Origin of the sequence: Peribacillus frigoritolerans, from assembly GCF_040250305.1 — a bacterium.
In the GTDB taxonomy this organism is placed as follows: Bacteria; Bacillota; Bacilli; order Bacillales; family DSM-1321; genus Peribacillus.
Genome location: NZ_CP158190.1, coordinates 5,242,437 through 5,264,050, shown reverse-complemented (window position 1 = coordinate 5,264,050; position 21,614 = coordinate 5,242,437). Strand labels below are relative to the sequence as shown.

Genomic DNA, 21,614 nt, shown 5'->3' with positions numbered 1-21,614 from the left:
AGGGGGATTAAATTATGAAGGAGTCACTAGATACATATAAATTATTGGAATTCATCCAAGAAAATAAAGAGGATTTTGAAGGTTCATTATTAAACGAAGCATTTAATGTGAAAGACAAAATTGAAGAAATTTTAACGATTGGTAATATTGACCTGATAAATAATGCCCACAAGCTGGTTCAATACATTATTAAGGGTGAAGAAAAAGAACTTCAATCATTTGCTAAAAAAGAAGGTATAGCTTGGGCGACACACGAAATACCTTTATATTTCAAATTAGAGTGGATACAAGCCATTCGAAGAACATTGTGGAGGAACCTACAAGAATTTAACATGGTAACGAATAATATAACTGAAGAATTTTTTTCGGTAGAAAAACAAATTAATAATCAAGTAGACAAGTTTTTAAATACTTTTTTTATCACATATTCTCAATACAAAGATAAATTGATAATGGCTCAAAAAGAATTGGTTGAAAACCTTTCGGTGCCTATAATACCAATAACACCCACTATATGTATTTTACCTTTAATTGGTTCAGTTGATATATACCGAACGAATATTCTCGAGGAAAAAGTTTTAGTGGAGATTGGTAAATTACGTATTCAAACATTGATAATTGACTTATCTGGAATTATGGAAATGGAGCCTGAAGTAATTGATCATTTAATGAAGATTATTGACGGCACTTCATTAATGGGGTGTACCACTGTGATTACCGGGTTAAGAGCTGAAGTGGTTAGAAATATGGTACGCTTAGGAATTAGACTACATGATAAAGCACAAACATTAGGAACTTTACAACAAGCGTTGAATAAATATTTAACAAGTTAAACACGTAGAACTTTAGAGGAGGGTCGCTTTGCCGACTCTTTTTTCTTATTCATTCTGACCAACTGTCTAAATATTTCTTCCTTCTCAGCGATAAAAAAATATAGTTAGGTATTTAATTCAACACCAATCAATTCGTTTTCTTCTTTCACAAATCTGCCCCGTTTGTTCAATAAGAAAAAGCTGCCTTAAAGACAGCTCCGATTTTCAGCTAACGCACCTAATAGCTTAATAAGACTTTATTTAATATTTAATTTTCTTTTTAAAAGAAGTTACAGATAGACGTTCTGTCACATTTGTTTCTCCTGTAATTGAGAAACCATTTTTTTCATAGAAATTTATTGCTGGTGTATTTTTAGAACCCGTTGATACTATTATTGTTTCAATATCTTCCTCATTGTTTTCAATGAATTCTAATAACATTTTGGAAATTCCTTTTCTAAAATGTGTTGGATGAACCATTAGACGATGTATATCGATTACACCTTTTTCAACTTTTATAGAAATGACTCCACTTAACTCTTCATGTAAGTAATACCCATAGAAAGTTTCACCGGATTGTTGTAACGTGTCAACTGTATCTTTTAATGGCGGTATTTCATAAAAATGAATTAACTCTGCCTCTACCATATAAGAAGGTAATTGAATGTTTAATACTTCCTCAGCTAATTTAGGATTAGTTATATCGATTTTTTTTATCAAAGTTGTTCTCCTTTTAATTTTTTCTTAAACGAACCTGACACCATTAACAAAATAAGTATTGTAATTCATTAGTTATTCTTTAACTTCGGATATAAATCCTTCTTCAACTAACCTGCACCGTTACTTTAAGTACAATTATTCACATTTATTACAACCGAAAGTGGAAAATAAATAGCAATCCGATAAATTACTTTCACTTCATTGATTTATTATCAAGTTTATAAATATCAACTTTACCATCAAATAACCAGAATTCTATGGATGTATCGCTTTTTTTATCTACATAACCGATAATATCTACTCCTTGTTCCGAGCGAAAATAATAATTCTTTCCATATACTTTTATTACATCTTCCTTTTTGTCACCAATTTTTATTCCTTTTATAGTCTCTAAACTACTGTTAGTTATAATAAATCTCGTAATGTTTCCTGTTTCACTTACTGCTATTTCAATTCCTTTCTTTAACTCAAAATAATCATAATTTGTTACATTCCTACTTTGTTCTGTTTTCTTCCCATACCTTTTTGTGATTGCTTCACTATAAAAATCATCATTTAAAAATAACCCTTCAATGTTTTCTTTACTTAAATCTGTTGTTTTCGTAAATATATGATGATAAGAGCGAGAGAAAGTATGATTAAATAAAAATACCGATAATAGAAGAACAACTCCAAATGTAATGAAAATAATAATATTTCGTCTCATATAAAATACCTTTTTTGTATTTTCCATAAGTTAAGTTTACCATAACCCTCTTTCACTAACCTGCCCCCAAAAGGCTGCCGAAGCACCCCCTGTTAAAGAACTAACGCACCCGTTAGTTCATTAAGAAAAGAGATCTTTATTAAAGAATCGCTCCCTTTAATGGAATAAGACTGACTAATATTAGCTTGTATTGTGGGATATTAAATTTTAATCCATAGCATATTATATACCTTCTATACCTGCATTTACATAAGGGCTATTATTAAGACTTAGAATTGCTAAAACAAAAAAAGTAAGATAAATTTATCCTACTCTTCTACACTAATCATGCTTCTTCTTAGAGTAATACTATGCTTAAGATAAAACAGTGGAAACGAATGCTTCCCACTTCTTAACGTTATTCAGCTGGTGTTTTCATTAATTGTTTTGAAAAGTTGACTGATTTAATTTCACTAACAAATGTAGAGCCTAATAGCAATGCCCCACCAAGCATTTGAACAATTGTCATTTGTTCTTTCAGAATAATTGCAGAAATCAATATAGCTACAAATGGATCTACATAACTTAGCATAGCTATACTCTGTCCTTTTAATTTTTCCATACCAGAGAAAAATAACCAAAACCCAATTCCTGTATTGATGATCCCTAAAATTAAAATAAAAGGAATGGAAGAACTTGATACTTCAAAGATACCAAATCCTTCAGTAAGGAAAACATATGGCATTAGAAGTAAAGTGGTTGTTCCAAGCTGAATGATGGTCAGCTCTAACCTTCCAATATCTTCAATAAATTTATTTAAAAGCAATAATGCGGCATAAAATGCAGCTGCGATTAATCCAAAGGAAAGTCCAAGTATGTCATCTGATTTGGATGCACTCACGCCTTCTCCTACAATCATTAACATACCAATGATTGCTACACCAATACACACAATTTTTTTAATGGATAATTGTTCCCGAAGTACAAAGGGAGAAAGAACCATCACAAACACAGGTGCAAAATAATAACCTAGCGTTGCATTGGCAAGTGTTGTATGATCGTAGGATTGATAAAGAAAGATCCAATTCCCTCCCAATGCAATACCTGAGAGAATCAAAAATAAAGCATTAGATTTAACTAAATTCCATGATATTTTCTTCTTACTCATGAAGAATATTAACAGTAAGAATAAGCATCCTATGAAACTGCTTAGTAAAGCTCTTTCGCTCGAAGATAGATCAATGTATCGAACAACTAAACCAATTGTACCGAAAATAATCATTGATAATATAAACTGAATTTTAGATTTCATCGTCTTCTCCTACGAATCTGCGAAACAGCTTATATTTCGTAGATTCTTAACCTTTTTTAATATAAGCGATCACAGACCTCGATAATATGCAGGGTGGCAATACTTACACCGATTTGTGCGCATGTTTCAAATAAAATATGCACTTTTCATTTTAATCACATTCTTTTTCTGCATTTCACATTTCAATCACAGTCGGAATGTGCTTTGCATAGGTTAGGAAGTTATTGACGACCAGCTTTGTTTTGACTTTCATATATCCGGTTGTAGTCCCATCGCTACATCCATACCACTCTTCCAAAAGCACATCCTTATCAAAGACAACCTGCACAAGATTTCCCTTATCCATTAAAACGCCAAATACAGTAGCAGCGCCGATTTTTACGCCCAAAATATTTTCCATCAGCTCTGCAGGAGCAAAGGATACGCGTGAAATGCCGAGTGCATTGCTGAAATCCTTTGATTTGAATAGCTTATCTGCGGTAGTGATAAATAAATAAAATTCTGTCTTTTTACTATTGCAGAGGAACAGCGTTTTTACCATTTTCACATTCAATTTTTGATTGATCTCGATACAGTCCTCCATTGAAATTGCTTCATCTGTATTCACTCGTTCAAATGCAATCTGTAACTTTGTCAATGCTTCGTAGACCATTTCTTGTAGTGGAGCCTTATAGCTGTCTGGTGCTTTTTCCATAATATCACTCACAAAAAACATCCTTAAATACCTTTTCCTTTCCCAATTTGAATTTTTATTAGTAATAACTTATCATATTCACATGTATTACAAAAACGAATGTTTTTCATGATGTCCATGACTAAACCAGATGATTGGAGGAAAGAGACATGAATATCCAAAAATATATGGCATTTATCAAAGCAGTAGAATTTGGTAGCTTTACCAAAGCTGCCGAAGCATTGGACTATACACAGTCTGGAATCAGCCGTATGATTAACGATTTAGAAACGGAATGGGGGGTTTTCCTTTTCGAAAGAGGACGTGCCGGTATCAGTTTAACCTCGGATGGCTTAAAGTTACTGCCCCAATTAAAGCGAATCTGTAATGAGCATGAAATCTTAATGACGCAGATCGAAGACTTACACGATATGCATTCTGGGATGATCCGTATTGGGACATTTTCCAGCGTAGCAACCCATTGGCTCCCTAACATTATTAGAATTTTTAAGAAGGATTACCCAAAGATTGATTTTGAACTTCTGCTTGGTGATTATACAGAAATTGAAAGCTGGATTATAAATGGACGTGTTGACTTCGGGTTTGTGCGGCTACCGTCAAAAACAGAACTTGAAACTACCTTCTTGGAGCAAGACCGTTTGCTGGTAGTGATTCCACAAAAACATCCGCTTGCTAATTGCGAAAAGTTTCCAATCAACGAATTACTAAACAGTCCTTTTATGCTATTAGAAAAGGGAGCAAAAGCAGAAATCTCTGAAATTTTTGAGAAGCACCATATTTCACCGCAAGTTAATTTTACAACATGGGATGACTACGCAATTATGTCTATGGTGGAAAATGGACTAGGAATCAGTATATTACCAGAATTGATTTTACAGCGTATTCCTCACAAAATTATAGCGAAAGAGCTTGAAGTTCCTGCTTTTAGAAATATTGGCATTGCAACGAGAGAGCAAAAATCACTTTCCCTTGCGTCCAAGAGATTTTTAGAATATTTATCATATAGGAACAGTGAGTGAAAAAGTATGATGGAGAAATCATTTAATTACATTGTTAAAACACCACATCATTTTAATCCTGATTTCTGTTTCCAATTACTTAAACACACATGACAGTCTGTTTGAAATCTCAAATCAGTGGTTCGTGCCTATAATCTGGTCCGAACTTTTTATGATACTGAAGAAAATGTTCAGACAGGCAACAATGCGTGTTTTTAAAATAGACCTCACTAGAACCTTAGCAAACGAAAGTATAAATAACTATCCTAATTGTTTCAGTAATCCTTCTTGCACTAAACTGCCCCTTTAGTTCTATAAGAAAATCAATAATCACCTTTTCTGAGATTAATTATGGTTGTCCATAAAATCTGCATCAAAGTAAAGATTATTCATAAGTTTGTTTACAATGCCGTTGAAGTAAGCAAATTGCCCTTTATGCATCTTAACTCCACTCTTAATCTTCATAGCAAATTTCTTGAATGCTTTGGTGCCGATTTCTATTTCCTGTTTCCTTGTAAATGCCCGTTTGTTAGTCGAATAATCCACCACTCTATTACATTGCTTAATTACCTTCCAGAATTCCTGTATAGTTTCAGCTTTTTCGTAGAATGAACCAACTAGGTTACTAAATACACCTGGAACCCAATGGGCTACGAAATTTGCTTGTTTCAAAGAGTTTTCTGGAGAATTATCCACATGAGAGAATTGAGCAACATCTTTACGTTTATTGTTTTTAATATTTTGTTTTAAGAAAGAAGTATTTGTTTTAATGGCCGGACACTTCTTGACCTCTTTCGCAGGGGTCTTGCCGGTCATATCATCTTTCACAGGCTGAATAATGATGGCATTGGCTGTTTGCATCATATCCTTTTTTCTCTTCATGGGTACCTGGCGGATCATGCCGAGGTCTTCAAGTTTTTTCATTAAACGTTGAACAGTTTTATAAGAGACTTCAAGCTTAGCTGCAATGGTATTCTTACACATATAGCTCACACCTATTTGTTTGCAACTGTGACGCTTTAAAATCTCTAACAACTTAATTAATCTAGCTTGTACATCTACACGTTTTACAGACACTCTAATGAAGTCTCGGTAAACTCGTACATTCTTATTTAATTCTTCTACGTCAATGAAAGATGATAGGTTGTTATATGCTTCTTCACTTGCGATTACATCAATACGTTTCTTCATACTAAATCTGCTCCCTTTAAATAGGAAAAGCAACGGTTCGCTTGAATCAAGACAAAACATTGCTAACCTTCCGCATCTGTAATAAAATGCATGAGAAGGGTACAGCAGGAGTTTGCCTAGTCTAGTTAGGCGAATGGTTCAAAAAGTGTTACCAGCACTTTCTGAACACGTTGTGCTCTTCTTTTTTTTGTTTGCATTTTTTTAGTAGTCAGAACGGGCTACCTGCGGGGCAGGGAAGACGGAGGTCCTATTTCCGGCGATTGAGGCAGCCTTGCAAGCCGGGAAACGGATTTGTTTGGCAACACCGCGGACCGATGTCGTTCTCGAACTCTCCCCAAGGTTAAAAAAAGCCTTTCCGGCCATTGAAGTCACGACCCTCCATGCCGGCAGTGAAGATCGACATGGTTTTTCGCCAATGACCGTTTCCACGACCCATCAGCTTTTCCGTTTTATTGAAGCTTTCGATGTCATCATCGTTGATGAAGTCGACGCGTTTCCCTATTCAATTGATGATTCGCTGCATTACGCGGTTAATAAATCGAAAAAGGTTTCTGCGGCAACCATCTACTTGACCGCCACACCCTCGAAACGGATGCAGCGGCTATATCGAAGCGGCAAATTGAAAGCCGTCATAATCCCCGCACGTTACCATCGTCAGCCAATCCCTGTCCCTGAAATGAAGTGGAGCGGCAACTGGCAAAAACTATTTCTTCAACAAAAGATTCCCTCCAAAATCAACGCATGGGTAAGTGAACGCCTTAAGCAGAATATCCCCTTCTTATTGTTTTTTCCAAGCATTGAAGTGATGGAGCAGGTCATTCCACTGTTTCAAAGGCTGTCCCCTAAATTATCGATTGTCCATTCCCGGCACCCTGATCGAAAAGAAAAAGTAATGGCATTAAGGAATGGGTTGGTTCCAGGATTACTGACCACGACCATCCTCGAACGCGGCGTGACAATTGAGCGGTTGGAAGTGGCCGTGATCGGTGCTGAACATGAAGTGTTTTCTGATAGTGCCCTCGTTCAGATTGCCGGCAGGGTAGGGAGAAGCTTTGCTAACCCTGCCGGGACGATCACATTTTTTCATTACGGTAAAAGTAAAGCGATGGCCGAGGCGGTTCATCATATACAAATGATGAATAAAGATGCCATGAAAAGGGGGCTGCTGGATGAATAGATGTCTTGTTTGTGATGAAGGAATGGAGCAAGCTTTGACATGGAGGAGCCTGCTTAAGCAGGCCGAGGCAAGGGCAATCTGTGAAGGATGTGAGGGGAAACTTAATAGAATAACCGGAGAAACATGTTCAATGTGCTCAAGGGAGCTTGGTGGGGATCATATGACCGGTGCCCTTTGTCTCGATTGTTCAAGATGGGAAAGGAATAGGGAATGGGGAGGCTATTTGTCGAAGAACATATCGCTATTTCATTATAATGAATACTTAAAAGATATTATTGCTAAATATAAGTACCGTGGGGATTATGCATTAGCTGAGGTTTTCGTCCCTTTTTTGAAAGAAAGGTTAAAGTACATGGAGTTTGACCTCGTAACGGTCATCCCGCTTAGTCATGAACGGCTTACGGAACGGGGATTCAACCAGGGACAGGCCTTGGCAGACCTTCTTGGACTTCAGACGGTTGAGATCTTGACAAGAATCCATACGGAAAAACAATCAAAAAAATCACGTCAAGAGAGAATGTCATTACCGCAGGTTTTTCAAGTCATGCAATCAGATTTGCTGGAGCATAAATCAATTTTGATCATCGATGACATTTACACGACAGGCACAACTCTCAGGCATGCAGCCAAAGCCTTAATACTGGCTGGGGCCAAAGAAGTATCATCCATCACCTTGGCTAGGTGAAAAAGCTTATTTTTTTAAACATCCTAAAGTATCGCCGGTATTATTCGATATATACAGTACTGAAGAATAATCGCTGTGATGGTGAAGGAGGGGCCTCGATGGAAGTATTCAACTGTCCAAGCTGTAATTCGTTATTCGTCATGACGAAATTCCGTGATGTATGCGATGCCTGTTATAAAGAAGAAGAAGTCAAATATGATAAAGTGTATGCATATATTCGCAAAAAAATAAATAGAACGGCGTCCATTATGCAGGTGGTTAAGGACACCGGCGTTGAAGAAACGTTAATTATTAAATTTGTGAGAACAGGAAAGCTGAGAATTTCGCAGTTTCCCAATCTAGGAATTCCATGTGAAAAGTGTGGCACTACCATCAAGAGCGGAAGGTTATGCGTCAAATGCAGCGATTCACTGCGTACGGATTTGCAGGCGTTTGAAAATGAGGAAAAGCGCCTGACTGAAATTCAAGGAAATGATAAAAAAAATACGTACTACATGAAGGATGATCAAAAAGGATAAATCATGGAAACATGATGCGGCATTTGTTAAGATATTCGATATTGAGAACAATATTCGACAATGGGTGTCGAAGGAAGATTGCACGAAACAATTAAAGAAATCCATTCCTTGTCGATAATAACGATAGGGAGAATAACACAGTCCAGAGCTATTTTAATGGTTAAGGAATCGAAACATTATGGGATTTATAAAATCGACCGAAGGAGAGGATCTGGAATATGAAAATCAATAACGTCGGTATGACAGGTGTTAACCCTTATAATCTTCAAGCCAATAAAACGGGGAATATCAAAGAATCCAAGGTCAAATCCTCGGATAAAGTTGAAATTTCTTCAGCGGCAAAAGAAATGCAGCAATCATCACCGATTCTTGCTGCAAGACAAGCAAAAGTGGACGAATTGAAAATCCAAGTTGAAAAAGGAAATTATAAATTGAATGCACAAGCAACGGCTAAGGGTCTCATCGATTTTTACCGGAAATGAATTTTCAATGGAAAAGCTTGAATGAAGTGGACGGAGCCATTTTCCGTCCTTCATTTATGAGTGAGGAGGCAGCAAAATGTCTGCACGGAACATCATCGGATCGCTTGAAAAATTGATCAAGCTTCATAAAAGCTTCAATCAATTGGCGATAAGAAAAACGGCCATTTTGAAAGCGAACGATACCGAGGCGATCACTGCCCTGCTGATTTCGGAACAAAAGCATATTAAAGCGATCAGTCAGACGGATAAGGAAAGAGAAAGGGCAGTCGAGGAATTTCTTGCAGCCAACGGAACGGCGGGACAGCCTGCCTCCATCCATGCCGTAACGGAACTGACAGGACCTGAAGAAACGGAAATCCTGGAAATGCTAAAAGCGGAATTGATTGATGAGGTGGCAAAGCTGAAGGAGCGGAACGGTTTAAATCAGCAATTGATCTATCAGTCCCTTCAATTCATCAATGTCTCTTTGGATATGCTGAGGCCGCAGAACCAGAACCTGAATTACGGGGATTCGGTCGGGAAAACGGCAAAAACCGGCATGGGGATGTTTGATTCCAAAGCATAAGAAGCAGAAAAAAGATGGAGGTTCGAGCAAATGATTTCAACCTTTATGGGTCTTGAGACCGCTAAACGCGGATTATCCACCTCTCAAGGGGCCTTGTATACAACAGGAAATAACGTGGCCAATGCCAATACATTAGGATATTCAAGGCAGCGGGTCAACCTGGTCCAGACGTCGGGCTTCCCTACTGTCGGTTTGAACAGCCCGCGCGTTGCCGGCCAAATCGGGACAGGGGTGGCAGCTGAAACGGTTCAGCGGATCCGCGACAGTTTCCTGGATGCACAATACAGGACACAAAGTAATAAAATCGGTTATTACGGGGCCATGAGCGAATCCCTGACGAAAATGGAAGGGATCATGAATGAACCGACCGACAGCGGATTAGCCGCCACGATGGAGAAGTTCTGGAATTCGCTTCAAGGGCTGACGGCGAATACGGAAAACTCCGGGGCGCGTGAAGTCGTTGCCTCGACGGGCGTCATGGTCGCGGATACTTTAAACTACTACTACAATTCGTTAACGAACGTTCAAACGGATATCGGCAATCAGATAAACGTCAAAGCGAACGAAATCAATACGCTAATCAGCAGTATTGATCAGCTTAACCAACAGATCAGCAAAGTGGAGCCGCATGGTTATATCCCCAATGACCTTTATGATAAACGTGATGTACTCCTGGACAATCTCTCACAGCTTGTCAGCATTAAAGTGAATAACGTCATTCCGACGGATTACGGCAGAGCCAGCGATGTGGCCACAGGGCTATACAATATCGAATTGATGCAAGAGGACGGTTCGTCTTTTGTGCCGCCAATCAATCTAGTCAGTGTTAACCAAACCGGGATGGTGGGAACTTCAAAAGTTGAAGTTAGCCATGATAAAACGACAGGTATGGTGGATGGATTGAAGTTCGGTTCGAAAACATTGACGGATTACAATTTCTCGGGAGAACTATCCGGCTTGATCAAAAGTTTCGGCTATAAGAAGGCTGATGGCACGATCGGCGGCGCTTATCCTGATATGCTGAAAAAGCTCGATAATATGACGACGGCTTTTGTGAATGAGTTTAATGCGATCCATAAACAAGGTTATGCCTTAGGTGATGGCAACACTTCAACATTGAATTTCTTTGAACTTGAACCAGGTAAGAGTGCCGCCCAAAGCATCAGGGTGAATAGTGAGATCGTTAAGGATTCTTCGAAAATTGCCGCAGGCGGTAAAAGCGGAGGGGCATCCGGGGATAATGAAAATGCTAAACTCCTGGCTGACCTGAAGAAGAAGGCGTTCAGTGAGTACTCGACTAAGGACCAAAATTCAAAGGAATTGACAGGAAGCTTTGATACCTATTATTCCGGTATCATCGGAAAGCTTGGTGTGGATTCCCAAAGCGCCCAAAAGAACCTTTCCAACTCTGTCGTGCTTGCTACATCGGTTAACCAAAATAGGGAGTCCGTCAGTTCCGTATCCCTTGATGAAGAAATGACCGACATGATCAAATTCCAGCAGGCATACAACGCATCTGCAAGAATGATGACGATGATGGATGAAATGCTCGATAAAATCATAAACGGAATGGGTACAGTAGGCCGATGATAGGAGGAGACGAATATGCGTGTAACGCAATCGATGCTAACCAATAATATGCTGAGCAATTTAAGCAGCAGTTACGAAAAGATGTCCAAGCTGCAAGAGCAGGTATCTACTCAAAAGAAGTTCTCCAAACCATCCGATAACCCTGTTGCGGCCATGATGGGAATGGGGTACAGGACAAACCTCAATCAAATAGGGCAGTATCAAAGTAACATCGCCGAGGCGACCAATTGGATCGACAGCACGGATGATGCCATTACTGAAAGTGTTTCCGCCATGCAGCGGATTCGTGAATTAACCGTTCAAGGCAGTAATGGCACGTATGAAGGGGAACAACTTAAAACAATTACTGAAGAAATCAAGCAATTAAAAGAACATCTCATAACTCTTGGCGACACACAAATAGGCGGGAAATATATTTTCAACGGTCAGGATACGAATGTGAGACCATCGTCCGTTAAAGACGGAAATGGGAATACGGTGTATGGCACAGGGGACATAAACCTTGAAGTGTTTTCGGGGATTTCCCTTAAAATCAATACAAATGGTTCCAAGACTTTTGGAGATGCACTTGCTGCTGGAGGAAGCATCGACAAAACAATCGAAGCACTGGAAAACGGCGGCGACGTGACTGGCACGCTGGAAGGACTTGACGCGACGATAAATACCTTCTTAGGCATGCAGGCCCAGGTTGGTGCAAGGCAGAATCGGATTGAGCTGATGACGGACCGTCTCAAGCAGCAGGAGGTTTTTGCCACTGAAATCCTTTCGAAAAATGAGGATGTCGATATCGAAAAAGCGATCATGGATTTGACGACCCAGGAAAGTGTCCATAGTGCTGCATTAAGTATCGGAGCAAAAATCATGCAGCCGAGTTTATTGGATTTTCTTCGTTAAGCTATTCTTAAATGGATAGCTTTTTTCTATAAGGAGTGTTGATGATGCAGATTCCACAAATTAGATTGCAATCCACCCCAATGAAGATTGGATTGAATATAGAGCAGCCTGTACAGCAAATCGAACAGAAGGCAGCGGTCCAATCAATCGAACAGCCGCATGCGATCCTGGAGATTCAAACGACACCAGGCAAGCTGACGATCGATCAGTCACAAGCAAGGGAAGACATGGATTTGAAAAGCCTCTCAGTAAGAGTCGATGAATTTGCGCAGCAGGGATATCAGGATTGGCTGGCGGGTATGGCAAGACGTGCCCAGCAGGGAACTGAGCTGAGGCATATTGAAAATGGCGGTAATCCACTCGCTGAACAGGCCAGGCAAAACAGCAAAGGACCTGAGAAGCGATTCAATCTCGGCTGGATTCCCTCTCCATTTAGCGTGAAGCTTGACTACCAGCCGGCCCAAGTGAAGATTGAAGCAACCGCTCAAAAACCGATCATTGATGCTCAAATCAATAGGGTGAACCATACATACACACCAGGCAGTGTGGAAGTGGAAATTTTACAAAAAAATGCGCTGGATATAGATTTCATCAATTTATTTCCGGATGAGATAGGGAAGTGAAAACATAGATGATACTACAAACAAAATTTCATGGCGAAATCGAATTGGCAGAGAAAGAGATTTATGTATTTGAAAGCGGGATACCGGGATTTTTAGAAGAAAAACAGTTTTGCTTGCTAGCTTTGGAAGAAACGCCATTTTTCGTCCTGCAATCGACAGAAACTAAAGAGCTGGCCTTCATTGTGACGAATCCTTTTGAAGTGTTTCATGATTACGAAGTGAAGCTTACGGATGAGGTATTATCTTCTTTACAAATAGAAACGGAACTGGAAGTCATTACTTTCGTCATCTTAACGATCCAGGACCCTTTCAATGAAACGACGGCGAATCTCCAGGCCCCCATCATCATAAATAGCTCAAAAAAAACGGGAAAGCAATTTATCATGACCGCTAGTGAATACCGTACAAAGCACAGACTGTTTGAACCTCCAGCAGAACAGGGGGAAAAATGATGCTCGTATTGACCAGAAAACCAAATGAAGCAATCATGATTGGCGATGATATCGAAATTACGATCCTGTCCGTTGAGGGGGAACAGATCAAACTCGGTATCAATGCCCCGAAAAACGTCGAAATCCATAGGAAGGAAATCTACCTGTCCATCCAGCAGGAAAATAGCGAAGCCATGAAAATGGAATCCAACCTTCTGGAAAACATAAATGAGTATTTCAAGAAAAAATCGTAAAATCCCCTAAATATGTTTCCAAGAAGGTCGATATTAAGTATACAACGATGGGCAGTGAAATAGGCGGCCGACTTATTCACTGCCCATCGTAAACAACCACATGGATGTGGGAACTTAAAACTCAAGGAGGAAACAAAAAATGATTATCAATCACAATATCGCAGCGTTAAACACTCATCGCCAGTTATCAAGTGCTTCTGCAAACCAATCAAAATCAATGGAGAAATTGTCTTCAGGTATGCGTATTAACAAAGCTGGGGACGATGCTGCAGGTCTTGCAATCTCTGAAAAAATGCGTGGACAGATTCGGGGTCTTGATCAAGCATCCCGTAACTCTCAAGATGGAATTTCGATGATCCAAACTGCTGAAGGTGCATTGAACGAAACTCATGACATTCTTCAACGTATGCGTGAATTATCTGTTCAATCATCTAACGACACAAATACTTTAGATGATAGAAAAGAAATTCAAAAAGAAGTTGAACAGTTAAAATCCGAAATTAATCGTATTTCAGAAACAACTGAATTTAACACGCAAAAATTATTAAATGGTAGTTTAGGTGTTTCAGGTACTTCTTCTGCTAAAGCTAATGTTGATATTACATCAGCTACTGGATTAGCACCTGGGGCATACACGGTTACTGTTGATACAGCTGCAACAAAAGCTAGCGCAGCTCTTGGAACTGGTGACTTTATAGCAGCTGGCGATGTTAGTACAAAAGAATTAGTTATTAATGGGACAAAGATTGACTTTTCTGGAATGACGTCTGCAACTGCTACAGATATCATGAATAAAATTAATGAATATAAAGACGTAACTGGTGTGGAAGCTGCAGTTGATACTACAACTAATACTGGCGAAGCAAATATTAAACTAGACCAAACAAAATTTGGTTCTTCGAATAAAATGACATTAGGTGGAGCGGATGCTGCAGAATTTGGTGGAGCTGTAACGGCAGGTGTTGACGCAGTTGTTACAATAGTAGAACCAAATAGCGCTAGTCAACAAGTAACAGGTCTAGGCCAGGAAGTTGGCTTTAAAGGTGCAGAATTTGTAGCAAAAGGTACAGCTACTAGCACAGCAACAATCACAATCGCTGGTGGTGGAGCTACTTTACAGATTGGTGCTAACAAAGACCAAAATATGACAGTTGATATTAATGAAATCAGTACAAATACTCTTGGTGATAGAGCAAATAATGATTTGGTTAAAGATATTAATTTAACTACACAATCTGGTGCTAACGACGCTGTTAAAGTGTTAGACGAAGCAATTAAACAAGTATCAGCTGAACGATCAAAACTTGGTTCTTTCCAAAACCGTCTAGAGCACACAATCAACAACTTAGGAACTTCATCTGAAAACCTAACTGCTGCGGAATCTCGTATCCGTGACGTAGATTATGCTTTAGCTGCTTAAAAAACAGTGACAAGCACAGTCGTCCTAGCTGGTAACGGCTAGCGATTATTATCGGGTGAATTGCTGGAAACCCCTTAGAGCTTTTCTTGCCACAACGTAGTTGGAAACGACAGGCGTGAAGGTTTGAAAAAAGAAAAGATTGGGCAATCAGCAGCCAAGCTCCTGTCTCGAAAGAGTGGAGAAGGTTCAACGACTAGGATAGACCATCTAAAAGCTAAGCTCAAGGTGATGAAATCCATAGGTGAAACAATGTACATCAGCATTGTGAATCCGAAGTGCCCGACCCCTAACAAATCATGTTGAGGGTGAAGATATAGTCTAGTCATTTATGAAAGTAAATGTTCGCACGATGGCGAAAGAAATGATGAACCAAACTAAGAATTCTATTCTTAGTCAAGCAGCACAAGCAATGTTGGCTCAAGCAAATTCCGCACCTCAAGGAGTTTTACAACTTCTAAGGTAAATTTGAAGGGCGTTTTATCCAGTAATGGATAAAAGTATAACTGGGTGAATTGCTGGAACTTCCTAAAGCCTTATCAACCACAACGTAACTGGAAACGGTAAGCGTGATGGTCTGAAAATGATGGAGATGAAACAATGGATAATCAGCAGCCAAGCTCCTGAGAGGAAACTCTGGAGAAGGTTCAACGACTAGGGAATACGGTCTAAGGCGAAAGCTATGACTATGAATCTCGTAGGGCAGCATAAGCTGATCGAAGTGCCCAGCTCCATGAAAAACATGGATGAAGATATAGTCTATTCTATGATCGAAAGACATAGTCGCAAAGCAAGCGAACCAACAACCACAAGGCGTTCTTCAATTATTACGTTAATCTTTACCTGGTTTTCATTCAAAGACTTAAGATATTGTATAGAGTCTTAAGTTTGTAAATAAAAAGGTGTCGGAATGGTTTCATTCCGACACCTTTTTATTTTTTCATTGGGTTTGTGCATTTATAGAAATGTTCATCGTACATATAATCATACTTCCGAAAGAATCCTTCTTTTGTTCGAGGACGCGTGTATAGGTAAAGCTGGTGTTTGTAAGCTGCATTTGCTAAAACGCCTGGAGGTTTTCCTACATTCCGCTTATTCCCCACTGGCTTTCTCATGTACGGAGTTAGCAATACATTCTTATACTTATCCGTTTTCTTTCTGAAGCTCTCATTAAGGTTCGATAGAAAATCTGTTCAAAAAAGTGTAAGTAAAAGGAATACTATCTAACTGTTAAAACAAAGTTGATTGGAACGGAAGGTGCGAGACTCCTGCGGGAATGCGAGTCCAAGGGAGACCCCGCAGGCGCAAAAGCGCCGAGGAGGCTCCCGGACCGCCCGCGGAAAGCGAGTGCCTGGAGAGGAAATCAACGGTCAAAATTTAAAAAACCAAAAAACTCCAGATATTTTTCAAGAGTTTTTTTAGTAGAATCTCTTTTATAACAAAGGATCATTAATGAATGTCTGCAGGTGCAACCAAAATGTAAGAGTGACTAAATATAAAATCTTAATTACCGATATAAAAAGTAAAGAGATCATATTGGGGGCTTTTTAAATGCTGGAGAGTTTGTCCACGAATATTCTTTCCTCACAACTTAGAACAGCCATCTCAGAGGGAATTAGTTCTTACTATCAAAGAGAAATCAATACAGTTGCCTATTCTGAACAAAGTGTGGAATCCAATCAGCCTACAAAAGAAAAGGTGCAGGAAGCGGTGGATAGTTTGAACACCTTCCTGAATCCTACACATACGGCCGTTCGTTTTGAATATCACGAGAAGCTGAATGAGTACTATGTCAAGGTAGTGGATGATGTGACGGATGAGACGATCAGGGAAATTCCTCCGAAGAAGTTATTGGATTTCTATGCGGCAATGACGGAGTTTGTCGGCATAATGGTGGATGAAAAAATATAAGCGGGTGATCAATTTTGGTACGAATCAGTGGTTTAGCAAGTGGAATGGACATTGATGAATTAGTTAAGAGCATGATGCAGGCAGAACGGGTGCCATTGGATAAATTAACACAGAAAAAGCAGTATTCCGAGTGGCAGCGTGATGATTACCGCTCGATAAATACAGCTTTATCAGAATTGGATACGCTCATTCGTGATGGAATTGGGAAGCAGTCTTCCTTCATTAAAAAAAAGGTATCGGTATCGAATCCAGATGCTGTATCAGTGAAAAATATAAGCTCGACAAGTGATTTTACTGGAAATATCAAGGTGAATGGACTTGCCAAAGCAGCGAGTATGACCAGTACGGAAAAATCGGCTGTTACTGACCCTAAAAAGAAACTGTCTGAATTGGGTATTACGACACCTCAAGATATTACGATACTGGCCATCAATAAAGATGGCGGTTTTGATACGGAAGTAAAAGATGGGATAACAGTGGAAAAACCTTATACGCTTACTCTTAATGCGGATGATACGTTAGAGAGTGTTATCAATAAAATTAATGCCAACTCGGGAGTGACTCTATTTTTCGATGAAACGTCCCAGAAATTTTCCATCACTGCTAAAAACACAGGTGATGTAAAAGATCGCCCTGAAATTGAATTAGGGGGTACCGGAGATTTCTTCAATACGCTAAAAATGAGCAGTAACAATGAAGGGACTGGCGGCACAATAGGGGAAAATGCATCGATTACTTATAATGGCCTGGACATTTCCCGGCCCTCGAATACGTTTCAGATTAATGGAGCGGAAATAACGATAAAGCAAAAAACGACGGATACAGTAACATTCTCATCAACAGCTGATGTGGATGCCATCTTAGACACGATCACACAGTTTGTGAATAAATACAATGAAATCATTAAAAAGGTTCAAGATAAAACGGGTGAAGCGAAATATCGCTCCTTTACCCCGCTTACCTCGGAGCAAAAGAAGGCAATGACAGAGGATGAAGTGAAGCTGTGGGAAGAAAAAGCAAAGAGCGGAACGTTAAAAAGCGATTCGACATTAAAAAGCCTCCTGACCACAATGAGGTCATCCCTATACACCTCGGTGGATGGAATCACAGGAAAAAACAGTCTCAGCAGTTTGGGAATCACCACGACCAAGAATTATTTGGAGGGCGGTAAATTAACGATTGATGAGGACAAGCTCCGGGCAGCCATTAGTGAGGATCCCAATGCGATTTATAATGTGTTCATGGCTGATGGTACGGAAAAGAGCGAAAAAGGTCTCGCTCGCCGTTTGCGGGATGATATACAATCTTCAATGAAAACGATAACGGAAAAGGCCGGGAAAGCCGGATATGTTAATAACTCGTTTACCATCGGGAAGCTGGTTAATGGATTGGATACCCGGATCTCAACATTTGAAGCAAAGCTAACGAAATTGGAATCGCGCTATTACAACCAGTTCACAGCGATGGAAAAAGCGATTCAAAAGGCAAACAGCCAAAGTGCATCGTTAGCTTCTTATTTTAGTTAAGGTAAGTCAGAAAGGAAGTTAAATATGGCAATAAATAATCCATATCAATCGTATCAGCAAAATTCAGTCAATACAGCATCCCCGGGTGAGCTTACATTAATGCTTTATAATGGCTGTTTGAAGTTCATCATGCTTGGGAAGAAAGCCATTGAAGCAGGAAATATCGAAGCGAGGAATACGAACATCATTAAGGCGCAAAACATTGTCCATGAATTGATGGTGACGCTGAATATGGATGCGGATGTATCCAAAGATATGATGAGTCTGTATGATTTCATGAACCGGCGTCTGATAGAAGCGAATCTGAAAAATGATGTTGCTGCCTTGGAAGAAGTGGAGGGACTTGTTACTGAGTTCCGGAATACTTGGAAAGAAGTAATTCAAATCAATCGGAAAAAACAATTCACCCAAAGCGGTCAAGTGTAATGGTGATTAGAACCTTTCATGATTTAACCGCTGAATTACTTGCCGTTCTGGAAGATCACTCGATCACAGAACGTGATGAAAAAATAGAAAGGGTCACACAGCTGATTGATCAGCGAGATGGACTTCTTTCTCAAATCAAACCGCCTTTTACTGGTGAAGAGCAGCAGCTGGGACGTGCAGCACTGTTGCTCAACCAACAGGTCGATCACTTGCTGAAGCTCCAAAAGCAGGAGATACAGCGGGATATCCAGGAAATAAATAAGAAGAAAAAATCATCCAATAAATACACGAATCCGTATGAAAGTCTATCAGTTGATGGTATGTTCTACGATAAAAGATACTGATTACGCAACCGTTTGGTTTCCAAACGGTTTTTATGTTAATTATTTTTAAATTTTCTGTAAATAAAATAGGCTTAATTTTTTCTTTATAGCATAGCATTTGATATAATGAAGCTAGGGCAGACATCAACCCTTCCAAACCTTCCGACAATTGTTTCATTATTTCGACATATTTCATGATGTGTTTCTAAAAGGAACCGGAGGGGTATTGTAGAATCTAACTGTATAGTCTTAATTTAAGGAGGACTCACTTTATGAATTACAACGTACGCGGTGAAAACATTGAGGTAACTCCAGCAATTCGAGAATACGTCGAAAAGAAAATTGGCAAGTTAGAACGATATTTTAACAATACACCAGATGCAAATGTGTTAGTGAATTTAAAAGTGAACAATAATACATCAAAGGTCGAAGTGACGATTCCCATGCAGAATTTGGTTCTTCGTGCTGAAGAGGAAAATGCGGATATGTATGCTGCCATTGACTTGATCAATGATAAGCTTGAACGCCAAATTCGTAAACATAAAACGAAGGTCAATCGCAAGTTCCGAAACAATCTATCGACTGCACCAGATGCATTCGCCTTCAATACGGAAGTTGACGAAGTGGTGGATGAATTCGAAGACGATAATGATATTGAAGTGGTCCGCAATAAGCGCTTTGATTTAAAGCCGATGGACAGTGAAGAAGCGATTTTACAAATGAATATGCTTGGTCACAGTTTCTTCGTTTACACGAATGCGGATACTAATACAACGAACGTAGTGTACCGCCGAAAAGATGGACGCTATGGATTGATTGAACCTAGTTAATTATTATTCTAAGATCACAAGCACAGCCCAGCCTTTGGGTTGTGCTTTTTTAATGCCTGTTGATAGAATTTGTTTGAAAAGGAAAAAATGATTGCTTCTTTTGTTCTCTAAAGAATTCAAATTAACGAAAGACGCTTAATAAAGAACAATTTTTGTTCTTTATTAAGATAAATAGTCAGTTTTACCTATTTAATAACCCCTTTCTTTTGCACTATACTCAAATTGTAAGTTCTTTAAAAAGAACGATTGGTTTTTTATAAAAAACAATTTGATTAAGGTGCAGAGGGGTTGGATTACTTGTATCGAAAGAATTGCCATACTTGCCATAGGGCTTCTTTTAGCAGTACGGAATATGGAAAGTGGCTTTGCCCGACCTGCGGTGAGGATTTAACTGCGCAAAAAGCCTTGGATGCACTTACAATGGAGAGAATCAATGCGCAGAAACGGAATATTAAGAAGAGTAATATTTACTATTTTATAAAAAAAGAAATTGAATAATTCTATGAAAAATCACCTGGAATTTGAATTTTCTTAATATTGTAATATTTTGTCGGATAAAAGTTTTTGCATTTAGGTAGATTACCGACATAAAATAGCAATATATGGAGTGGGTATCCGTTATAATATGATTATAAGTAATGTATTTGGTAATAAATACCACGACAAAGGCAAACTTATTGAAAGATGAGGGCGCAAAGGCACAGGTCTAAGGTCCTCGAGACTATGATGGCTGGTCTGCCTGAAATACAAAGAGTATTTTAGGAGGTAGAAGAGGTGGCTAATGTGGAGATGGATCAAGAATGGGTGAAATTGATTTCAGAAGCAAGGAGCTTGGGTTTCAAAAAAGAGGAAATCAGTGCTTTTTTGAAACGGGAAAGCCTTGAGGTAACATTAGAGGAGAACAATGGAAAATAGCTTCCGAACAAGATCGAGAACATCCCTATAAACAGTAATTCGATTCATTAGCTGTTTATAGGGTTTATTCTTCCTTGAGATTCTAACAAGTCTAGCTTATTCAAACTGTATTCTTCAGGATTATGTAGGTAAACTAGTGCATTACCACTCTACTCTTCTTTATCTTTTCTCCATTTATTAAACTCGATAAATTCCCTGAATTGTTGTTTTGAAACACCCGAATTCATGGCTTCCTCAACGATTTTCATCCAGTCAGTGTCCAAGGTTTCCTTATTTGGTGCATCATAAAGCAGGGCATCAACAGGAATGTTAAGTACGGCGGAGATTTTTTCAAGAAATTGAATAGAAGGATTCGTTTGTAAGTTCCGCTCGAGCGAACTTAAATAAGACTTTGCCACACCGGCTTTATCGGCAAGTTCAGTCATCGACATTTTCTTTTCTTCTCGCAGTTTTTTTACACGTTCACCAATCATCAATACCACCTCGAAACATGTTCTATTTATCTTCCGCTAATAAGTGTCAGTAGCCAATCTTATCATTCAAACAAGACGACTGTAAGGTAGGATTACCTTGACATGCTATCGCTAGAGAGGACACAGCATCTAGTGATGGAAGGTTATGGATAATTCTCATTT

26 protein-coding genes, 3 pseudogenes and 1 riboswitch are annotated in these 21,614 nt (G+C 39.1%); of the genes and pseudogenes, 22 read left to right on the top strand and 7 right to left on the bottom strand.

All coding sequences use genetic code 11. From position 1 onward, the window contains the following. The first annotated feature begins 14 nt into the window (after positions 1-14). Positions 15-833 carry an STAS domain-containing protein gene (locus tag ABOA58_RS26080; RefSeq protein WP_350300580.1) on the top strand — a complete coding sequence of 273 codons (819 nt, stop codon included), beginning with the start codon at positions 15-17 and terminating at the stop codon, positions 831-833. A 240-nt stretch (positions 834-1,073) separates the two neighbouring features. Here the strand turns inward: ABOA58_RS26080 and ABOA58_RS26075 are convergent, their stop codons facing one another. The 4 genes from ABOA58_RS26075 to ABOA58_RS26060 all read right to left on the bottom strand — a co-directional run bounded on the left by ABOA58_RS26075 (position 1,074) and on the right by ABOA58_RS26060 (position 4,244). Continuing rightward, entirely contained in the window at positions 1,074-1,532 is a 459-nt protein-coding gene (locus ABOA58_RS26075) for a GNAT family N-acetyltransferase (RefSeq protein WP_141993624.1), read from the bottom strand. A 193-nt stretch (positions 1,533-1,725) separates the two neighbouring features. Then, positions 1,726-2,238 carry a hypothetical protein gene (locus tag ABOA58_RS26070; protein ID WP_350300579.1) on the bottom strand — a complete coding sequence of 171 codons (513 nt, stop codon included), beginning with the start codon at positions 2,236-2,238 and terminating at the stop codon, positions 1,726-1,728. A 397-nt stretch (positions 2,239-2,635) separates the two neighbouring features. Continuing rightward, positions 2,636-3,529 (bottom strand): DMT family transporter, encoded by an 894-nt coding sequence (locus ABOA58_RS26065; RefSeq protein ID WP_350300578.1) that lies wholly within the window; start codon positions 3,527-3,529, stop codon positions 2,636-2,638. Between the two features lie 175 nt (positions 3,530-3,704). Continuing rightward, positions 3,705-4,244 carry a prolyl-tRNA synthetase associated domain-containing protein gene (locus ABOA58_RS26060; RefSeq protein ID WP_350300577.1) on the bottom strand — a complete coding sequence of 180 codons (540 nt, stop codon included), beginning with the start codon at positions 4,242-4,244 and terminating at the stop codon, positions 3,705-3,707. Positions 4,245-4,372: 128 nt separating this feature from the next. Here ABOA58_RS26060 and ABOA58_RS26055 point away from each other — a divergent pair, with 128 nt between their 5' ends. After that, positions 4,373-5,242 (top strand): LysR family transcriptional regulator, encoded by an 870-nt coding sequence (locus ABOA58_RS26055; protein ID WP_350300576.1) that lies wholly within the window; start codon positions 4,373-4,375, stop codon positions 5,240-5,242. A 324-nt stretch (positions 5,243-5,566) separates the two neighbouring features. Here ABOA58_RS26055 and ABOA58_RS26050 read toward each other — a convergent pair whose 3' ends face one another. Beyond that, positions 5,567-6,412 carry a helix-turn-helix domain-containing protein gene (locus ABOA58_RS26050; protein ID WP_350300575.1) on the bottom strand — a complete coding sequence of 282 codons (846 nt, stop codon included), beginning with the start codon at positions 6,410-6,412 and terminating at the stop codon, positions 5,567-5,569. 229 nt (positions 6,413-6,641) lie between these two features. Here ABOA58_RS26050 and ABOA58_RS26045 point away from each other — a divergent pair. The 13 genes and pseudogenes from ABOA58_RS26045 to ABOA58_RS25985 form a co-directional block, all read left to right on the top strand. Then, positions 6,642-7,001 (top strand): annotated as a pseudogene (locus tag ABOA58_RS26045) (DEAD/DEAH box helicase family protein); the annotation flags it as partial. 3 nt (positions 7,002-7,004) lie between these two features. Next, on the top strand, positions 7,005-7,589 hold the full coding sequence (locus ABOA58_RS26040) for a helicase-related protein (protein WP_350302976.1): 585 nt from the start codon (positions 7,005-7,007) through the stop codon (positions 7,587-7,589). Next, positions 7,582-8,274, top strand: coding sequence for a ComF family protein (locus ABOA58_RS26035; RefSeq protein WP_350300574.1), 693 nt, complete (start codon positions 7,582-7,584; stop codon positions 8,272-8,274). Before ABOA58_RS26040 ends, ABOA58_RS26035 begins: the two co-directional genes overlap by 8 nt. A gap of 98 nt (positions 8,275-8,372) precedes the next feature. Continuing rightward, a complete protein-coding gene (locus ABOA58_RS26030) occupies positions 8,373-8,792 on the top strand; it encodes a TIGR03826 family flagellar region protein (RefSeq protein ID WP_350300573.1) in 420 nt (139 codons plus the stop codon). Positions 8,793-9,010: 218 nt separating this feature from the next. Further along, positions 9,011-9,274: a flagellar biosynthesis anti-sigma factor FlgM gene (gene flgM / locus ABOA58_RS26025; protein WP_063595755.1), complete on the top strand. Its 264-nt coding sequence runs from the start codon at positions 9,011-9,013 to the stop codon at positions 9,272-9,274. Positions 9,275-9,350: 76 nt separating this feature from the next. Further along, positions 9,351-9,839: a flagellar protein FlgN gene (locus tag ABOA58_RS26020; RefSeq protein ID WP_350300572.1), complete on the top strand. Its 489-nt coding sequence runs from the start codon at positions 9,351-9,353 to the stop codon at positions 9,837-9,839. 30 nt (positions 9,840-9,869) lie between these two features. Next, positions 9,870-11,429, top strand: coding sequence for a flagellar hook-associated protein FlgK (flgK, locus tag ABOA58_RS26015; RefSeq protein ID WP_350300571.1), 1,560 nt, complete (start codon positions 9,870-9,872; stop codon positions 11,427-11,429). A gap of 15 nt (positions 11,430-11,444) precedes the next feature. Beyond that, positions 11,445-12,323 (top strand): flagellar hook-associated protein FlgL, encoded by an 879-nt coding sequence (gene flgL / locus ABOA58_RS26010; protein WP_350300570.1) that lies wholly within the window; start codon positions 11,445-11,447, stop codon positions 12,321-12,323. Positions 12,324-12,364: 41 nt separating this feature from the next. After that, positions 12,365-12,946: a DUF6470 family protein gene (locus ABOA58_RS26005; RefSeq protein WP_350300569.1), complete on the top strand. Its 582-nt coding sequence runs from the start codon at positions 12,365-12,367 to the stop codon at positions 12,944-12,946. A gap of 8 nt (positions 12,947-12,954) precedes the next feature. Further along, the gene (gene fliW, locus ABOA58_RS26000) at positions 12,955-13,398 is read left to right on the top strand and encodes a flagellar assembly protein FliW (protein ID WP_350300568.1); all 444 of its coding nucleotides are present in this window, start codon (positions 12,955-12,957) and stop codon (positions 13,396-13,398) included. Further along, a complete protein-coding gene (csrA, locus tag ABOA58_RS25995) occupies positions 13,398-13,631 on the top strand; it encodes a carbon storage regulator CsrA (RefSeq protein WP_350302975.1) in 234 nt (77 codons plus the stop codon). Before fliW ends, csrA begins: the two co-directional genes overlap by 1 nt. A 139-nt stretch (positions 13,632-13,770) precedes the next feature. Next, on the top strand, positions 13,771-15,051 hold the full coding sequence (locus tag ABOA58_RS25990) for a flagellin (protein WP_350300567.1): 1,281 nt from the start codon (positions 13,771-13,773) through the stop codon (positions 15,049-15,051). Between the two features lie 349 nt (positions 15,052-15,400). Continuing rightward, positions 15,401-15,514 (top strand): annotated as a pseudogene (locus ABOA58_RS25985) (flagellin); the annotation flags it as partial. Positions 15,515-16,001: 487 nt separating this feature from the next. Here ABOA58_RS25985 and ABOA58_RS27790 read toward each other — a convergent pair. Continuing rightward, a pseudogene (locus ABOA58_RS27790) lies at positions 16,002-16,139 on the bottom strand (IS5/IS1182 family transposase); the annotation flags it as partial. Positions 16,140-16,599: 460 nt separating this feature from the next. On the opposite strand from ABOA58_RS27790, the gene flaG reads away from it, so the two are divergent. From flaG to ABOA58_RS25950, 7 genes are all read left to right on the top strand, one after another. Next, the gene (gene flaG / locus ABOA58_RS25980) at positions 16,600-16,959 is read left to right on the top strand and encodes a flagellar protein FlaG (RefSeq protein ID WP_350300566.1); all 360 of its coding nucleotides are present in this window, start codon (positions 16,600-16,602) and stop codon (positions 16,957-16,959) included. A gap of 14 nt (positions 16,960-16,973) precedes the next feature. Beyond that, positions 16,974-18,485 (top strand): flagellar hook-associated protein 2, encoded by a 1,512-nt coding sequence (locus tag ABOA58_RS25975; RefSeq protein ID WP_350300565.1) that lies wholly within the window; start codon positions 16,974-16,976, stop codon positions 18,483-18,485. Between the two features lie 24 nt (positions 18,486-18,509). Next, a complete protein-coding gene (fliS, locus tag ABOA58_RS25970) occupies positions 18,510-18,911 on the top strand; it encodes a flagellar export chaperone FliS (RefSeq protein ID WP_350300564.1) in 402 nt (133 codons plus the stop codon). Further along, positions 18,911-19,255 (top strand): flagellar protein FliT, encoded by a 345-nt coding sequence (locus ABOA58_RS25965; RefSeq protein WP_350300563.1) that lies wholly within the window; start codon positions 18,911-18,913, stop codon positions 19,253-19,255. Before fliS ends, ABOA58_RS25965 begins: the two co-directional genes overlap by 1 nt. A 251-nt stretch (positions 19,256-19,506) precedes the next feature. After that, positions 19,507-20,064, top strand: coding sequence for a ribosome hibernation-promoting factor, HPF/YfiA family (gene hpf / locus ABOA58_RS25960; RefSeq protein WP_214750236.1), 558 nt, complete (start codon positions 19,507-19,509; stop codon positions 20,062-20,064). A 297-nt stretch (positions 20,065-20,361) separates the two neighbouring features. Continuing rightward, entirely contained in the window at positions 20,362-20,562 is a 201-nt protein-coding gene (locus tag ABOA58_RS25955) for a hypothetical protein (RefSeq protein ID WP_350300562.1), read from the top strand. Between the two features lie 159 nt (positions 20,563-20,721). Beyond that, a riboswitch (cyclic di-GMP riboswitch) is annotated at positions 20,722-20,807 on the top strand. A 31-nt stretch (positions 20,808-20,838) separates the two neighbouring features. Continuing rightward, entirely contained in the window at positions 20,839-20,979 is a 141-nt protein-coding gene (locus ABOA58_RS25950) for an anti-repressor SinI family protein (RefSeq protein ID WP_230176152.1), read from the top strand. Between the two features lie 149 nt (positions 20,980-21,128). Here ABOA58_RS25950 and ABOA58_RS25945 read toward each other — a convergent pair whose 3' ends face one another. Continuing rightward, positions 21,129-21,452, bottom strand: coding sequence for a helix-turn-helix domain-containing protein (locus ABOA58_RS25945; protein WP_063233922.1), 324 nt, complete (start codon positions 21,450-21,452; stop codon positions 21,129-21,131). Positions 21,453-21,614: the final 162 nt, after the last annotated feature.

What these genes read in the sequence shown, in the direction of transcription:
- ABOA58_RS26080 (WP_350300580.1), top strand. Translation starts at nt 15, where the DNA reads ATGAAGGAGTCACTAGATACATATAAATTATTGGAATTCATCCAAGAA.
- ABOA58_RS26070 (WP_350300579.1), bottom strand. Translation starts at nt 2,238, where the DNA reads ATGAGACGAAATATTATTATTTTCATTACATTTGGAGTTGTTCTTCTA.
- ABOA58_RS26065 (WP_350300578.1), bottom strand. Translation starts at nt 3,529, where the DNA reads ATGAAATCTAAAATTCAGTTTATATTATCAATGATTATTTTCGGTACA.
- ABOA58_RS26060 (WP_350300577.1), bottom strand. Translation starts at nt 4,244, where the DNA reads ATGTTTTTTGTGAGTGATATTATGGAAAAAGCACCAGACAGCTATAAG.
- ABOA58_RS26055 (WP_350300576.1), top strand. Translation starts at nt 4,373, where the DNA reads ATGAATATCCAAAAATATATGGCATTTATCAAAGCAGTAGAATTTGGT.
- ABOA58_RS26050 (WP_350300575.1), bottom strand. Translation starts at nt 6,412, where the DNA reads ATGAAGAAACGTATTGATGTAATCGCAAGTGAAGAAGCATATAACAAC.
- ABOA58_RS26040 (WP_350302976.1), top strand. Translation starts at nt 7,005, where the DNA reads ATGCAGCGGCTATATCGAAGCGGCAAATTGAAAGCCGTCATAATCCCC.
- ABOA58_RS26035 (WP_350300574.1), top strand. Translation starts at nt 7,582, where the DNA reads ATGAATAGATGTCTTGTTTGTGATGAAGGAATGGAGCAAGCTTTGACA.
- ABOA58_RS26030 (WP_350300573.1), top strand. Translation starts at nt 8,373, where the DNA reads ATGGAAGTATTCAACTGTCCAAGCTGTAATTCGTTATTCGTCATGACG.
- flgM (WP_063595755.1), top strand. Translation starts at nt 9,011, where the DNA reads ATGAAAATCAATAACGTCGGTATGACAGGTGTTAACCCTTATAATCTT.
- ABOA58_RS26020 (WP_350300572.1), top strand. Translation starts at nt 9,351, where the DNA reads ATGTCTGCACGGAACATCATCGGATCGCTTGAAAAATTGATCAAGCTT.
- flgK (WP_350300571.1), top strand. Translation starts at nt 9,870, where the DNA reads ATGATTTCAACCTTTATGGGTCTTGAGACCGCTAAACGCGGATTATCC.
- flgL (WP_350300570.1), top strand. Translation starts at nt 11,445, where the DNA reads ATGCGTGTAACGCAATCGATGCTAACCAATAATATGCTGAGCAATTTA.
- ABOA58_RS26005 (WP_350300569.1), top strand. Translation starts at nt 12,365, where the DNA reads ATGATGCAGATTCCACAAATTAGATTGCAATCCACCCCAATGAAGATT.
- fliW (WP_350300568.1), top strand. Translation starts at nt 12,955, where the DNA reads ATGATACTACAAACAAAATTTCATGGCGAAATCGAATTGGCAGAGAAA.
- csrA (WP_350302975.1), top strand. Translation starts at nt 13,398, where the DNA reads ATGCTCGTATTGACCAGAAAACCAAATGAAGCAATCATGATTGGCGAT.
- ABOA58_RS25990 (WP_350300567.1), top strand. Translation starts at nt 13,771, where the DNA reads ATGATTATCAATCACAATATCGCAGCGTTAAACACTCATCGCCAGTTA.
- flaG (WP_350300566.1), top strand. Translation starts at nt 16,600, where the DNA reads ATGCTGGAGAGTTTGTCCACGAATATTCTTTCCTCACAACTTAGAACA.
- fliS (WP_350300564.1), top strand. Translation starts at nt 18,510, where the DNA reads ATGGCAATAAATAATCCATATCAATCGTATCAGCAAAATTCAGTCAAT.
- ABOA58_RS25965 (WP_350300563.1), top strand. Translation starts at nt 18,911, where the DNA reads ATGGTGATTAGAACCTTTCATGATTTAACCGCTGAATTACTTGCCGTT.
- hpf (WP_214750236.1), top strand. Translation starts at nt 19,507, where the DNA reads ATGAATTACAACGTACGCGGTGAAAACATTGAGGTAACTCCAGCAATT.
- ABOA58_RS25945 (WP_063233922.1), bottom strand. Translation starts at nt 21,452, where the DNA reads ATGATTGGTGAACGTGTAAAAAAACTGCGAGAAGAAAAGAAAATGTCG.